Origin of the sequence: Endobacterium panacihumi, assembly GCF_050847465.1 — a bacterium.
GTDB classification, from domain to species: domain Bacteria; phylum Pseudomonadota; class Alphaproteobacteria; order Rhizobiales; family Rhizobiaceae; genus Neorhizobium; species Neorhizobium panacihumi.
This window is the reverse complement of sequence record NZ_JBOZRA010000003.1, coordinates 321446-335178: the sequence shown is the minus strand read 5'-3', so window position 1 is coordinate 335178 and position 13733 is coordinate 321446. Positions and strand designations below refer to the sequence as shown.

15 protein-coding genes are annotated in these 13733 nt (G+C 55.0%); 4 read left to right on the top strand and 11 right to left on the bottom strand.

Annotated features, from left to right (window positions below; all coding sequences use genetic code 11):
* The first annotated feature begins 285 nt into the window (after positions 1 to 285).
* From ACRQ1B_RS16985 to ACRQ1B_RS16975, 3 genes are all read left to right on the top strand, one after another.
* Positions 286 to 1647, top strand: coding sequence for an LLM class flavin-dependent oxidoreductase (locus ACRQ1B_RS16985; protein WP_432294979.1), 1362 nt, complete (start codon positions 286 to 288; stop codon positions 1645 to 1647).
* A gap of 949 nt (positions 1648 to 2596) precedes the next feature.
* On the top strand, positions 2597 to 3670 hold the full coding sequence (locus ACRQ1B_RS16980; protein WP_432294977.1) for a FecR domain-containing protein: 1074 nt from the start codon (positions 2597 to 2599) through the stop codon (positions 3668 to 3670).
* A 29-nt stretch (positions 3671 to 3699) separates the two neighbouring features.
* Positions 3700 to 6462, top strand: coding sequence for an EAL domain-containing protein (locus ACRQ1B_RS16975; protein ID WP_432294975.1), 2763 nt, complete (start codon positions 3700 to 3702; stop codon positions 6460 to 6462).
* 20 nt (positions 6463 to 6482) lie between these two features.
* Here ACRQ1B_RS16975 and ACRQ1B_RS16970 read toward each other — a convergent pair whose 3' ends face one another.
* The 3 genes from ACRQ1B_RS16970 to ACRQ1B_RS16960 all read right to left on the bottom strand — a co-directional run bounded on the left by ACRQ1B_RS16970 (position 6483) and on the right by ACRQ1B_RS16960 (position 7710).
* The gene (locus tag ACRQ1B_RS16970; RefSeq protein WP_432294974.1) at positions 6483 to 6692 is read right to left on the bottom strand and encodes a hypothetical protein; all 210 of its coding nucleotides are present in this window, start codon (positions 6690 to 6692) and stop codon (positions 6483 to 6485) included.
* A 430-nt stretch (positions 6693 to 7122) separates the two neighbouring features.
* Positions 7123 to 7398, bottom strand: a complete 276-nt coding sequence (locus ACRQ1B_RS16965) for a DUF982 domain-containing protein (protein WP_432294973.1) — start codon at positions 7396 to 7398, stop codon at positions 7123 to 7125.
* Between the two features lie 165 nt (positions 7399 to 7563).
* Positions 7564 to 7710 carry a hypothetical protein gene (locus ACRQ1B_RS16960; RefSeq protein WP_432294972.1) on the bottom strand — a complete coding sequence of 49 codons (147 nt, stop codon included), beginning with the start codon at positions 7708 to 7710 and terminating at the stop codon, positions 7564 to 7566.
* A 279-nt stretch (positions 7711 to 7989) separates the two neighbouring features.
* On the opposite strand from ACRQ1B_RS16960, the gene ACRQ1B_RS16955 reads away from it, so the two are divergent.
* Complete coding sequence (locus tag ACRQ1B_RS16955; protein ID WP_432294970.1) at positions 7990 to 8205, top strand: hypothetical protein; 216 nt, start codon at positions 7990 to 7992, stop codon at positions 8203 to 8205.
* A 66-nt stretch (positions 8206 to 8271) separates the two neighbouring features.
* Here the strand turns inward: ACRQ1B_RS16955 and ACRQ1B_RS16950 are convergent, their stop codons facing one another.
* The 8 genes from ACRQ1B_RS16950 to ACRQ1B_RS16915 form a co-directional block, all read right to left on the bottom strand.
* Positions 8272 to 8814: an NUDIX hydrolase gene (locus ACRQ1B_RS16950; protein ID WP_432294969.1), complete on the bottom strand. Its 543-nt coding sequence runs from the start codon at positions 8812 to 8814 to the stop codon at positions 8272 to 8274.
* Between the two features lie 71 nt (positions 8815 to 8885).
* Positions 8886 to 9122, bottom strand: a complete 237-nt coding sequence (locus ACRQ1B_RS16945; protein ID WP_432294968.1) for a hypothetical protein — start codon at positions 9120 to 9122, stop codon at positions 8886 to 8888.
* Positions 9123 to 9635: 513 nt separating this feature from the next.
* Positions 9636 to 10331, bottom strand: a complete 696-nt coding sequence (locus ACRQ1B_RS16940) for a TetR/AcrR family transcriptional regulator (protein ID WP_432294966.1) — start codon at positions 10329 to 10331, stop codon at positions 9636 to 9638.
* Between the two features lie 248 nt (positions 10332 to 10579).
* Positions 10580 to 11290, bottom strand: coding sequence for an arsenical resistance protein ArsH (arsH, locus tag ACRQ1B_RS16935; RefSeq protein WP_432294964.1), 711 nt, complete (start codon positions 11288 to 11290; stop codon positions 10580 to 10582).
* On the bottom strand, positions 11283 to 11708 hold the full coding sequence (gene arsC / locus ACRQ1B_RS16930) for an arsenate reductase (glutaredoxin) (RefSeq protein ID WP_432294962.1): 426 nt from the start codon (positions 11706 to 11708) through the stop codon (positions 11283 to 11285). Before arsC ends, arsH begins: the two co-directional genes overlap by 8 nt.
* Before the next feature lie 2 nt (positions 11709 to 11710).
* On the bottom strand, positions 11711 to 12769 hold the full coding sequence (gene arsB / locus ACRQ1B_RS16925) for an ACR3 family arsenite efflux transporter (protein WP_432294960.1): 1059 nt from the start codon (positions 12767 to 12769) through the stop codon (positions 11711 to 11713).
* 105 nt (positions 12770 to 12874) lie between these two features.
* Positions 12875 to 13339 (bottom strand): arsenic resistance N-acetyltransferase ArsN2, encoded by a 465-nt coding sequence (gene arsN2 / locus ACRQ1B_RS16920; RefSeq protein WP_432294959.1) that lies wholly within the window; start codon positions 13337 to 13339, stop codon positions 12875 to 12877.
* Complete coding sequence (locus tag ACRQ1B_RS16915; protein ID WP_432294957.1) at positions 13309 to 13662, bottom strand: ArsR/SmtB family transcription factor; 354 nt, start codon at positions 13660 to 13662, stop codon at positions 13309 to 13311. Before ACRQ1B_RS16915 ends, arsN2 begins: the two co-directional genes overlap by 31 nt.
* Between the last annotated feature and the right edge of the window lie 71 nt (positions 13663 to 13733).

Here is a 13733-nt window from a genome sequence, read left to right as displayed (position 1 = left end):
CTATAGCAGCCGACGAAAGCAATGCTCCCAACATGAGGCGGCGGGAAATTATTCTAACCAATGACATTTGATGCGGCTCCAGGGGAGAAAGGCTGAGTGCAAAAGAGAAAGCTTGAACTCTCTTAATACGTTGTTTAACAAACTAAATTCAACGCATTTTACTGTCAATTGTCATGTCTGTCGTCTTAAGTAAAAGAGACACCCACGTCGATTGTCTACTTATATGTAGAATAAAATACCAATCCCCGCGGCTTTGCAGCGCTGCCGTTCTTCAGGAGCAATCGAATGGAAAAGCAGTTACGCATCAATTCGTTTCAGATGTGCGCCCCTGTCCACAACTGGGCCGGGCTTTGGAGGATGCCGGGCGACATTGCGGTGGACTACAACAAGCTCTCATATTGGACGGAAATGGCTAAGACCGCCGAACGCGGCTTTCTCGATGCGATCTTCATCGCAGACGTGTTCGGCGTTTATGATGTCTATGGTGGCTCGCCAGATGCTGCACTTCGCGCAGGAACCCAGCTTCCGTCGATGGATCCCACGATCCCGATCTCAGCGATGGCACACGTCACGGAGCATATCGGCTTCGGTGTAACCGCGAACCTTAGCTATGAGCATCCCTATCAATTCGCTCGCCGTTTCTCGACCCTGGACCATCTGACGAATGGTCGTATTGGCTGGAATATCGTCACCGGGTATCTGGAAAGTGGAGCCAGGGGTATGGGGCGCGCGTTGCAGATTGAGCATGATGCCCGCTACGATGTGGCGGAGGACTTCATGGCGGCTTGCTTTAAGCTGTGGGAGCACTCCTGGGAAGAGAATGCGGTCCAACGCGACAGGAACACTGGAGTGTTCACGGACCCGAGTAAAGTGCACAGGATTGTGCACGATGGTCCTCATTTCAAAGTCGATGGCGTACATTTGTCCGAGCCTTCACCGCAGCGAACACCTCTTCTGTTTCAGGCAGGATCGTCGGAGCGCGGCCGCGTATTTGCAGCTCGACATGCTGAATGCATTTTCATTAACGGTCCGAGCAAAGCCTCGGCCACCAAGACGGTTAATGCATTGAGACAAGCGACACAGGACGCAGGCCGTCATCCAGACGACATCACCATTTTTCTAGCTGCAAACGTGATTGTAGCGCCAACGGCAAAAGAGGCTGCAGAATTGCACGCAGAATATTCCCGCTACATGGATGCGGTTGGGCAATTGACGCTCGTATCTGGCTGGACTGGAATCGATCTCTCTGGGTTGGAGCCGGACGACGTGGTTCCGTTTGCAAACTCCAACGCAATTCGGTCGACGGCCGAGAACCTGACAGTCAAAGCACCAAGACCCGTACATGTTAGAGATCTGACTACGCTTTCATCAACTGGCGCCCGCGCACCGTTTCTTGTCGGCTCGGCGTCTGATGTGGCGGATGCATTGATCGAGTGGGCTGAAGAAACAGGTGTGAATGGTTTCAATGTCCCTCGGCTATCCGTCCCCTCAACTCTTCTCTCTGTCGCAGATCAGCTCGTGCCGGAACTTCAAAACCGTGGACGTTTTAAGACGAGCTACACCGAGGGAACGTTGCGCGAGAAGTTCAACGGCGGTCAAAGCGCTTACCTGAATGAAAGCCACAAGGGATGCCGCTCTCATTCATGAAATCAGACACCCAATTCAAGGAAGTAATTAAGGTCTTGAACGGATCAGGACCTCAAACCCGCTTCTCAACGATGCAATGACATCAGGTTTCCCAATGGAAGCCGCACCTTACCGGCTTTGAGCGATATTAACGGATGTCTCGGCGGACTCCGGTAAGAAGGCATGCTTTCAAGGGGACGTGAACAATTCGTCAATATCGGAAGCTGATTTGGTGACATCGTGTCAGTGAACCAAGATCGAAAGCGCTCATGGGACAAGTGATGTGCGAGCAGATTTTGCGCGCAATAAGACACATATTCTCTGCGAACCTTCGTTTGTACGCGATAATGTATTATCGGATCATTCAAATATGCGGAGACGGCAAATCGCCCGCCTGCATAATCAACACATGAGGTTTGCCGGGCCGGTGCACCTACTTTAAGAATGCTTCTAAATCCACTTCGTTGCCGCTTTAACCACCCCCCCGTGTCTTAATCTAGGAACAACAAATGATTGGAGAGGCGCCACGAGATCGAGTGCAGCAGGCCCTGGACAGTGCGGCTGAGAAAAAACTCGACAGGCTCCGGAGGCGGGGAACGCGACTCGCGACCAAGGAGGAAAAGAAATACGACAGAAACAAGAACGACGACCCAAATACCAAGCAGGCAAAAATTGTAATTTCCGATGATCCCTAGAATAAGAAAAGTCGTGAGACGTCTTTCATCTTCACGCTGAACAGAGGCAATGGAGCGCAATTAGTAGATTGGAATGACTTCACCACCTTCTTGCACTTCGCCAATCGGTCTCTTCGTCATAACCACAGAGTGACACCAGAGCGCGAGCATTTTAGACGCACTCTGCGGACTTCGAGTTCCTAGTATTCTGTTAAGGCTAGCGAGCCTTCAAAAGAGCTAATTCAACACCTGTTAATCTAACTGTGGCTCCCTCATCCGACCGTGAGGGACAATACATGCAACGCTTATTCATTCTTCTCACCATGCTTTTGGCCATGGGACAATCCGTACGTGCCGCTCCTACGGAGTGGGAGGTCACAATGACCACGAGGCAGGTTAATTACACAACGGACCTGAAGACCTGGCTTGCAGTGAAAGTCGGTGACGTGATCCCAAACAAAGCTTGGGTCTCGACAGGCCCAAAGGGAAGAGTGCAGCTTTCCCGAGGCGTGGAGTCAGTGTCATTTCAGCCGAACACGCTGGCAAGCATCACGACATCCGGCTTCTTTGAGAAAACAACCGAAGTCCGCCAACAGATAGGTACGCTCGATCTCGAAATCGAGAAGCGACGCAAGCCCCACACGACGGTTCAGACCCCCTACCTAGCGGCCGTCGTGAAAGGCACAGCGTTCCGTGTGTCTGTCACGAAAACAACGGCGAGCGTCTCGGTAACACGTGGCCTCGTCCAAGTAAGTTCGTTTGCAAGCGGGCAACGGTCCTCTCTGGGTCCGGGTCAGCGCGCCGCGGTAGATGGCGTCAAAGGAATGACAGTTGCCGGAACTGTTTCAAAGCCATCAATCAGTGCTGTAGCACCCTCGGTGGCTGGGGTACGCGCAGTTGGTGCGACATCGCTCAACGGACAAGCGCAATCAGCGGCATCAGGAATGGGCGCCCCATCGTCGAGTTCGTCGAACGGCAGCGGCACTGTAGGTGGACACTCGAACGGTAAGAGTGACGGCAACGGAGCCGGGAATGGCAACGGAAACGGGAACGGGAACGGGAACGGAAACGGAAACGGAAACGGAAACGGAAACGGAAACGGAAACGGGAACGGAAACGGAAACGGAAACGGAAACGGAAACGGAAACGGAAACGGAAACGGGAACGGCAACGGGAACGGGAACGGAAACGGCAACGGGAACGGCAACGGCAACGGCAACGGAAACGGAAACGGGAACGGCAACGGCAACGGGAACGGAAACGGCAACGGCAACGGCAACGGCAACGGGAACGGCAACGGGAACGGGAACGGGAACGGGAACGGGAACGGGAACGGGAACGGGAACGGGAACGGGAACGGGAATAACTAACACCGTTATTCCATATCTAGGGGGACGAGATGAGTTTTTGGGGAAAGGTGAAAACGTCACTCGCCGTTCGCGCCGCGTTGGTCGCTCTGATGTGCGCTTTACCAGTTTGGTCAGCAGTAAAGCCATTCACTGACTACATCGACAACGTGGTTGCCAGCCTTCGCTTCAAAGCTTTGCAGCGGCCGGCGAGCGGAGACGTTGTCTTTGTGGCAATCGATAAAAAGAGTATCGACGCTATAGGCGTCTGGCCTTGGCCGCGCGGCATTCATTCCGAGATTATCGACCGATTGACAGCAGCAGGGGCTCGTGACGTTTTTCTCGACATCGACTTCAGCAGCCCCTCATCCGGACCTGAGGACGAAAAGCTTAGGCAAGCGCTTGTAGCTGCTGGTGGAGGCACAGTTTTACCAGTGTTCCGGCAACACGAAAGCGCCGCAGTAGGGTCGCCCACAAGCGTAACAAGGCCGATCCCGAACCTTGCGTCAAATGCCTGGCTCGCTTTCGCTAACGTCAAACTTGCGGAAGACGGGCTGATTAAAACCTTCAACATGGCCGACGAATTGGACGGAAGGCTCACGCAAACTGTACCTGCTGTCCTGGCACAGGTTGACGATACTACCGGCACCTATCTCGTAGATTATTCCATCGACCCCTCAACCATCCCAACTTTTTCTGTATCCGAACTGATCGCCGGAACACTTCCAGCAAGCGCCTTCGCGGATAAAGCGGTGGTTGTCGGCGCATACGCCACCGAATTGAAAGATGTCTACCCCGTGCCGCTGTACGGACCTTTGGCTGGACCGCTGATCCACATTCTGGCGACCGAGACAATATTGCATGACCGATTGGCGCCCGAGATCGATCAAACGATTGCGGGTTTAATACTCGCGGCCATACTTATTGGGCTGGCCGTCAAGCTCAGACGATACAACCCCATCGCGTTTATGGCGATCGCGCTCACGCTGATCCTAGCGTTGGAAACAGTTGCATTCGTTATCCAGTCAAGTGACGGATATGTCATTCGCACGGGAAGCGCCTGGATTCTTATCGGGATTTCTCTCCTGCTCGCCCTCAGCGAACGGAGCAATTTCGCACATGTCCGTGGCCGGATCGCAGTCGCTGATCATCACGCTTCCAGAAATACACTTCAGTCGATAATCGCTAATAGCAATGACGCAGTCATTATATTTGATGAAAATCTCGTGGTCCTCGACCGAAGTGCATCCGCCGACCTACTTCATTCAAGTGACGAGGATGGCGAAGAGCACAGACACAAGCTCCCAGAAGCGCTAAAGCGGCATGTCGAGAATGCTGTGACAATCTTCAAGGCCGGCCGCAGTTCCGTCTATTCAGTTTCTGTTGAACTTGAAATGAAACGCAAAGGTGTTGAAGCTAAGTATGAAGCTTCAATCACGATTTCTCATGCCGAGCGCGTCATCAATAGTGGCGCCCAAGTTGATGCGTTCATAGGCAGCATCATCGCCAGAGACGTGACGGTCCGACGGAAATACGAAGCAGACCTCCTTCGTTTCTCGCAGTACGACGAATTGACTGGACTGCTTAACCGTCGAGAGTTCACCAATCGGCTTCAGTCAGCAATTGCACCGCAGCTTGTCGTTGCTATTGGGCTACATCGATTTTCGGAGCTCAGCACAACTCTTGGTCGCAATGCTTGCGACCAACTTCTAATAGCGATCGCCGACCGATTGTCGGGCCTCTCGCGCGTATCACACCTCAGTCGCGTCGATGGTGACTGCTTTGTAATGGCTTTGAGGCTACCAATTGCTGACTTCAACCCCATCCAAGCAGAAGCAATCCTCAGACAGTTCGCAACTCCTTTCGAGTCTAGTGGCTCTGAGATCTTTGTCGATGCGCGATTGGGGATCGCCATATTCGACGACAACAGGCTTCCGGCTGCGTCTGTTGTTGAAAATGCGGAAGCGGCACTCCTCGACGCCAGGTCAAACGCAACGGCGAACTGGGTGGTCTATAGCCAAAAACGTGCCCAGGATCAGCTTCGAGCGCGAAAACTCGAACAGGCAATGCGCGCAAGCCTCGAGCGGAACGATTTCTTTTTAGCTTATCAGCCGCAAGTCGATCTTGCCTCAGGGCAGATGGTTGGCGCGGAAGCGCTGATGCGGTGGAGACATCCGGATTTCGGGCTGGTATCTCCTGGAGAGTTCATCCCCGTAGCCGAGAGCAGCGGTGTCATATGCGATCTGGGCATTTGGGCCCTCAAGAAAGCATGTGAGACTGCGACGTCTTGGCCAACCAATATGACCGTGGCTGTCAACGTGTCACCCATTCAGTTCGCCAAGACGGATCTCGTAGCAGAGGTAAAAGGAGCTCTGGCGAATAGCGGGCTGGCGGCCCATCGCCTACATTTGGAGATAACCGAATCCGCGTTTTTGGATGGGACGGAACGTTTGCTCGGCATTATTTCAGAGTTGAGGAACCTCGGCGTCCGCATTGCTCTTGATGACTTTGGTACCGGCTATTCATCCCTCAGTTATATGGCCGGTTTCCCGTTGGATAAACTGAAGATCGACCAATCATTTGTCCGCAAGCTAACCACCGATCATCAATCTCTCCTGATTGTAAAGGCAGTGATCTCACTTGCGCAGGGCCTTGGACTGAAGCTCGTCGCGGAAGGCATCGAGCGTGAGGAAGAACGACAGATCCTCGCTGAACTTCATTGTGAGGAAGGGCAAGGCTACCTGTTCGGCAAGCCGCAAAGTGCACAAGAGCTTCTTGATCAAACGGCCATAACGGATGCCGAAAAAGCGGCCTAGCAGATCAATCGAATATTTGATTAATTTTTTGGCGATTGACAGTTTACCCGCTGCGTCATTGCAAGGCGGTCCAGATAAGCGTTGGCTGCAATGACCTGCGCCGAATAACGATCCATGTCATCGTTACCGGTGCCGCCGATTTCACCTGTCAGCTTAAAATCCGGAACTTCCCAACGCCATCGAGCAATACGGTTTCCTCTTACTCCATCAGGCCACACCTCGGCACGCATGTTCGACTGGTAAAACCCACACCAGCGATCTGAGCCCGGCGGCTGCAACCATCGAAACGAGTCAAAGCTATTCCACCCACGCACCTGCTCTCCAGTACCATGGAGCCGTTACTGCAGGATACCCTAAGCAAGCAGGAAATGAGGGAAATCCTAATATGCTTGGTCGATTGGAAATCTTCGCCATCCCCATCAGGAGAGACGAACCAACGATAACCGCGGTATTCCGGGCTTCTTCAACTTGAAACAAGCTTGAAACAGAACCAGACGCAGCTGGCGCGGGTAGATGCGTCCAAGTCAAATGGGCCTGATGAAGTCGCGAGCCTTCTAAGTTTTCTTGAAACCGTCAGGTCTCGCCATGATATCACAGCTGCAGGCACGTTATCGCTGTCGCGTCAGTGGCTGGCCGGGGGAAGCTGTATAAAATCGATGCTTAAATGCTATGAGGGATTTTTACAGCCTGCGATCTCGGCTCTTCGACCGCCGTCAGAAACAGTGCCCGCGCTAGGGATGGGTGGATTTCGCCACGCATGCTCAATCGACATGCCTGCAAAGCCTGGCGGTAATAAGCTTGCGTGCAGGCGTTCCGGATAAGGAATTGGACCACTTCGGCTGGACCGCGCACAAGGGTTTCTTCACCATCCTGTCCGACCGCGACGATCGCAGTAAGCCATTGCACGGTGAAATTTGAATAGATGATGGTTGCCATTGTCGCCTGCGGCCTGGATGATCGGATTGTCAGTAATCAGTCCGGCGCTTTTACCGACAGGGAGTAGCAGTTGTGTACCAAATTTGGATCGCACGATTGCCGGCGTTTTTTCAGGAGACATGGCAGTTGCCGAACTCGACGGTCTCGGTCCGATCGTTACCAAATTCAGACAAGAGTTTGCTTCTCGTTTAACGCCTGCTTGATCGTCACACCGCTCGCAGCCTGAATTACGATGTTGCCCTTTGTCAGAACTTTCAGCAAACGGAGATGCTGCATCAACGCTGACCGTTCCGCTTCGCTTTGATGCAGCATTATCGCATCTCCGACATTGGATCCGAGAACTCCCGAGTGCCGATCAGCGCTCATTGTTGCATCCCTTGAACTGAAAACGCGAACCGAAATCTACGCTGGTGCTGATGAATTGCAATACCGTCCTTTCCTGGTCCAATGTGCTGCAAGCGACCGCTTGCAATGGATATTTGACGCATTGCTGTTAAAATCCGGCCTCGCAGAGCCAGCAAATTATAACAAAGACGCGGATCTGCATCTCAAAAGGGGGGATCTATCGTGGTCGATCCGCGGAGTGCCAGTATGCCCGAAGCAGAGATTGACGCACTCCGTGCCAAGCTTATGCAGTATGCTTCCCGCTATCACATATCGGGACCAGAGAAAGATCGACTTGTCGAGCGGACCTTGCGGGCACTTGCTGATGATCCCGACATTCTTTTCCAGAAGCCCATCGAACAGGTGATTGCGGAAACAATGCACCATCTCTTTATGCATCGACGTGATCCGAGCAAGGTATGATCATCCATTCCTCCGCTGCCGCGACAACCGATTACCCCCGACAAGGGCTGCGCCTGGCATTCGGCCCTAATCCTTGCTGCGCGACCGGTCTGCATATTTTTCGCCGCGTGGCCTGAAATCAGCCAACAGAGATTTCAGTTCAATCTCCCTGACACGCCGAGTAGCTTCGTCCGGCGTCACCCATGCATAGTCGCGTTGATCACGTTCTTTGAAATCCTGCGAGATTTTCGTCGCTTCCAACTGAAAGACGTCGACGATACAGGGTGCCACATCACCGTCATCTAGCCACTTCAGATAGGTGTAGCGGCCAATAGGTTTCTTGCGCACGATACCGCGCACACCTGCCTCCTGATAAGCCTCGACTGCGGCCGCCTCACAGGGACTTTTCTTTTTCATCGGCCAGCCTTTGGGGATGACCCACCGTCCACTATCGCGCGACGTGATCACCAGCACCAGAAGCTGATCGTTCTCGTTGAAGCGGAAGCACAAAGCGGCGTATTGTTGCCGGAACTTGCCATCGAAAAGTTTCTCGGGCAGGCGCGCCAGCTGGCCAAGGATCGTTTTTGGCCGACCTGCCGGATGCAAATCTTTTTTCCGCTTGTTTTTCATCAGGTCGAGGTGACCGAAAAACCCGCGTTTCGCAAACCTTATGGGGAAAATGTGAAAGCGTTCAGCTGTGCTTACGACTGGCGGGCGGGGCCTGCCAGATCGCAAAGTCCCTTGTGTCGCGATGCCGCGTAAAGAAGGTCTGGCAATGTCCGTTGACCTTCTCGAAACAACGTAATCATGATGGCACCCGCCAGCTCGCTCACCGGGTCATCCCTATCGACGCAATGAGCTTCCCGCCAATGCGCCAGAGCATCTTCAAGAACCTCCAGTTCGTCGGGTCCAAATGTTGTTTCGAAAAAAGCACGCATTTTGAGGCCTATAGCTTATTGAGCGCAGCGGTATATGGTCAGGGCGTATCTTCTCTTCAACACAACGGCGCCCCGCGCGCTCGCGATTCCCGGCAACCTCCAGATTTGGCAGTAGTCTCCCACAGCTTGGCGCATTGGCAACCAGTCCGTCCCAGAGCACCTCTCGGCAGAAAAGCTGGTGCCGCGTGCCTGTACTCGTCGCTCGTGATCCCGGTCGACCGTGCCAATACGATCAACCACGATGCCGACTGAGACATAGGGGAGTTCTGTTTCCATCCAATCAAACATTCACACATTGGACGGATCAAAACGAGCGCAAGGTCGAAAGCCCGAGGGCGAAATTGATGGGTCTCTTTCTCCCCTGCGCCCGCTGGAAATACTAGGGCAAGGTGTTAAAAATCAAGGGGTAAATGCCCCACCTTATGCCCCTGCAACCGTCGGCTGGAATGGCTGCGTCATAAGCATCTGTTTGATATGCAATCGATTTATCGCGCAAAATCAGCGTTTTCGATTTCAGTTTGGTCTAGCAGGGTGGCTGCTTCCGACTTCTACGCCGAATTCTGGAAACTTTCCCTGGATGAAATAGATGGCCTGTGCTTTCGCGATCAATTTGAACTGCTCAAGAACGTCGGCCGCGTCCTGACGTGGCAGCATAAGAGCAAGACGCACACTCGCGTCAGCCATGTTGAAAAGAATGAACAAGGTGCGTTTGTATTCTTCTTGCCTGTCCTCGCGAACAAATATCGAGGTCGCGTCGTAAAAATCCTGGACCTGGCGCCGTGTTTCCGCGATGTCGTACTGAGCGAGCAACTTACTCGCCTTGATCGCGCTCATAATATCGATCGCCGATGGCTCCTGCCGCATGACCTCAAAATATGCGTCGATCAAAAGTTCCGGTGCGAAAATCGCATCCGCCGCACTACGAATGTTTTGCAAAGCGCCCTTGAGTATGAACCGCGTCTCACTGACATATCGTTCGTATAGGGATGCGAGGATTGCCTCCTTGTCAGGAAAATACTGATACACCGAGGCAATCGGTCCGCCAGACCGAGAGCCGATTTCCTTCATGGTGACAGCATCGATTCCCTTCTCGCCGATAAGATCGGCGGAAACCTTAAGAATCTCCGAGACTCGCTCCTTACTTCGCGACTGCCTTGGTACTCGCCGCATAATGGGTTTCGTTTTATCGGGCCGGCGCTGTCTGCTCATTCTACTTCTCTACAAGGCGATATTCGAGCCAATCAAAAAGAATCTATTCGGTTACCCGAGCTTCGAGTCAAGGCGGTCGGTGCTGCTGCAAATTTTCAGCACAGTAGGTTTGACCAATTGCGATTTACTGCAGACCTCAGTCTCGAATTTCCGGGATCGACCACTCCACCTTTCAGTGCCAGTGACGAAGGCTTTCATCGCAATGGCAGCGTCGGTTTGGCAAACTGCCACCGCGACGGTTTGATCCGTCAGATCGAGTTCAGCGAAACCAGCTTCTCCAGCTCGGCGGCCTCTTCCTTCCGCTCGCTATACCGGTCTGTTAGGTAGGGTGAGGCGTCGCGCGTGAGGATGGTGAACTTCACCAGTTCCTCGCAGACGTCGACAACGCGGTCATAGTAGGAAGATGGCTTCATTCGACCATCGGTGTCGAATTCCTGAAACGCCTTCGCGACGCTGCTCTGGTTGGGGATGGTGATCATCCGCATCCAGCGGCCGAGAATGCGCAACTGGTTCACAGCGTTGAAGGACTGACTGCCGCCGGAAACCTCCATCACCGCCAGCGTCTTGCCTTGGGTGGGGCGGACGGAGCCGAGCGACAGCGGGATCCAGTCGACCTGCGACTTCATGATGCCGGTCATGGCCCCGTGCCTTTCCGGACTGATCCATACCTGTCCTTCCGACCATTGGGAGAGGTCGCGGAGTTCCTGCACCTTGGGATGAGTAACCGGCGCCTCGTCCGGGAGCGGCAATCCGGCCGGATCGAATATCCGCACCTCGCATCCGAGGCGCTCGAGCAACCGACGGACTTCGAAGGCAAGCAGCCGGCTATAAGACACTTCGCGGAGCGATCCATAGAGGATCAGGATTCTCGGCTTGTGCGTCGAGAATGCTGACCGTAGGGATTCTGGAGCGATCGGCTGAAGATGGTCATCCTGCAGTGCGGGAAATGTCTCAGACAATGCGCTTTCCTTCCTGGTCGAGGACCTGTTCGCCGTCTTCCTTGGTGAACGGCCCTTTGAGGGCGTCTACCGGCAGAATGTCGAGCACGACTTCCGAGGGGCGGGCAAGCCTGGTGCCAAGCGGCGTAACAACGAGCGGCCGGTTGATCAGGATCGGGGTGGCGATCATCGCGTCCAGCAACTGGTCATCGGTCAGCTCCGGATTGTTGAGGCCTAGTTCCGCGTAGGGCGTGCCCTTCCCACGGATCGCTTCCCGGACCGTCAGGCCGGCATCTGCGATCATCGTGGAGAGCTGCTCGCGCGATGGCGGGTTCTGCAGATACTCGATGACGGTGGGTTCGATCCCGGCGGCGCGGATCAGTGCCAGCGTATTGCGAGACGTGCCGCAGGCCGGGTTATGATAGATGGTGGCGTCCATGGTCAGGGCCTTTCGGTGATGGTGTTGCGGGAGACGCCCGGTGATGCCTCATACCAACCCTTCGAGCGGTTCACGATCCAGACGACCGAAAGCATCACGGGCACCTCAATCAGGACGCCGACGACGGTGGCGAGTGCTGCGCCTGACTGAAACCCAAACAGACTGATGGCGGCGGCGACTGCGAGTTCGAAGAAATTGCTGGCACCGATGAGGGCGGACGGCCCCGCGACGCAGTGGCGCTCACCTGCCAAACGGTTCAAGAGATAGGCAAGCCCCGAGTTCAGGTAGACCTGGAGCAGGATCGGCACGGCCAGCAAGGCGATGATGGCCGGCTGGGCGATGATCTGCTCGCCCTGGAAGGCGAAGAGAAGCACAAGCGTGGCGAGCAGCGCGACGAGCGATACCGGCTGCAGCTTCGCAAGCAAGCGACCGAGCGCACCTGTTGTGCCGCAGGCCGTCAAGTAGCTCCGCAGCATATGGGCGATGATGACAGGCACGACGATATAGAGCGCGACCGACAGAGCAAGTGTCGCCCAAGGAACGGTGATGGCCGAGAGGCCCAGCAGCAGGCCTACGATCGGCGCGAAGGCGACAACCATGATCGCGTCGTTCAGGGCCACTTGCGACAGGGTGAACAGTGGCTCGCCCCGTGTCAGGTTCGACCAGACGAAGACCATCGCTGTGCAGGGGGCTGCAGCAAGAATGATCAGGCCCGCGATATAGGAGTCGATCTGGTCCGCCGGCAGATAGGGCCGAAACAGCCAGCCGACGAACAGCCATCCCAGCAATGCCATGGAGAACGGCTTGATCGCCCAGTTGATGATCAGAGTGACCCCGATCCCGCGCCAATAGGAACCGACCTGTGCCAGCGACCGGAAATCGATCTTCAGCAACATCGGAATGATCATCAGCCAGATCAGGATCGCGACGGGGATGTTGACCTTGGCGATCTCGGCGCCGCCGATGAGCTGGAAGACGCCGGGCATCAGGTGGCCGAGGGCAATGCCGACCGCGATGCAGAGGAAGACCCAGATGGTCAGGTATCGTTCGAACGTGGACATCAGGTGGTGGTTCCCATGAGAGGGGTAGCAAGAATAGACAAGCGGAACTGCTCGCGCCGAGGAACAGCACGTTGCAGGCCTTTTCAGTCATGGTTGTTGTCCGTGTTAGGTCGGAGGCCTGGTGAGCTTCATGATGGTCGCCGACGATGGGCAGATGGAGGAAAGCTGGCGGGTCGCAAGCACCGCGGCCGGCACTTGGGCCCGTGGCACCTCCAAAAACCCCACGGTCAAGAAGAACTGTGCGGCGCTTGTCGTCGCGAGGTAGACCTCTCCGCTGCCAACTTGTTGCAAGGTCGCCTCGACGATCGCCCGTCCCAGGCCTTGACCCCGGTGCGCCGGAAGCACGACGACCGATCGCAGCAGGTAATCGGCGGCGCAGTGCTCGATACCGGCATATCCGATCGTTTGGCCGTCGCCAGATACGGCCTCGAAGAAGGCGCGGCCTTCGTCTTCGATATCATCGGTCGGAAGATCCGCGGCACGGAGCGCCTCGCGGAGGCGGGCGTTGCTGCCGGCAACTTCGCGCATTGCAATCTCGCTCAACATGGCTTCGCCCCCGGCGCGCAGCATGGCGTCAATTCCGCAATCAACGGCGCGCAAAGTTCCGTCGATCCACCGCAGCAGTCCTTGAGCAAAAATAGTGTCAGGTCGCGAAAACCGTCGAGATCAGCCCGGTAGATTATCGACCGGCTCTGGCGCTCGCTCTTGACCAATCCGGCGCGAGATAAGGTCGCGAGATGCGCCGACATCGTGTTTTGTGGGACGTCGAGCAGCCGCGCGAGTTCGCCGGCCGGAACGCCGTCTGGTTCGTGGCGTACGAGGAGCCGAAATGTCTCAAGGCGGGTGTTCTGTGCCAACGCCGCAAGGGCCGTGATTGCGTTACTGTTTTCCATATATCCAGATTAATGGATTTGTTGACCTTGTCAAGGCCATGGCCGTTTTAAGCTCTTGATGGGATTCGAAC